Here is a 457-nt window from a genome sequence, read left to right as displayed (position 1 = left end):
CCATGGCCCGACGGGGGGTCCAGTCGACGCCGGGGGCGCCCGGGCGGTCCGCGTCCTGCGGGTCCACCGCTGGAGTCGGTTCCGCGACGGGCCGACGGGGGAGGACCAGCAGGGTCACCGGGATGACGAGGGCCCAGACCGCGATGCCCTCGAAGAACCACACCGTGCGCCAGTCGCCCCCGGCGATGAGGCGCTCGAGCAGCAGCGGGGCCAGGGAGATGCCGGCCGTGCCGAGCGCGGAGGCGAGCCCGATCGCCGATCCGCGCCGACGGGTCACGTAGAGCGCGACCGTGGTGGTGGCGACGAGGTTCAGGGCGCCCTGACCGGCCAGGCGGACCCCGATGAAGCCGGCCACCAGTCCGACGGGACCGTCCATGGCCGAGGACGCCACGAGGATCGCCCCGAAGGCGGCGGCGACGGCGAGCATCAGCCGGCGCGGGCCCCACCGGTCGAGAGC

The 457-nt window shown here is 75.9% G+C and carries 1 protein-coding gene; it reads right to left on the bottom strand.

What is annotated here, in order from left to right; translation table 11 throughout:
* On the bottom strand, positions 1 to 427 hold a 427-nt coding region (locus D7V88_RS42215; protein ID WP_244238705.1), incomplete at its 3' end, for an MFS transporter.
* Positions 428 to 457: the final 30 nt, after the last annotated feature.

Origin of the sequence: Corallococcus terminator (assembly GCF_003611635.1) — a bacterium.
GTDB classification, from domain to species: Bacteria; Myxococcota; Myxococcia; order Myxococcales; family Myxococcaceae; genus Corallococcus; species Corallococcus terminator.
This window is presented reverse-complemented; position numbering and strand designations above follow the sequence as displayed.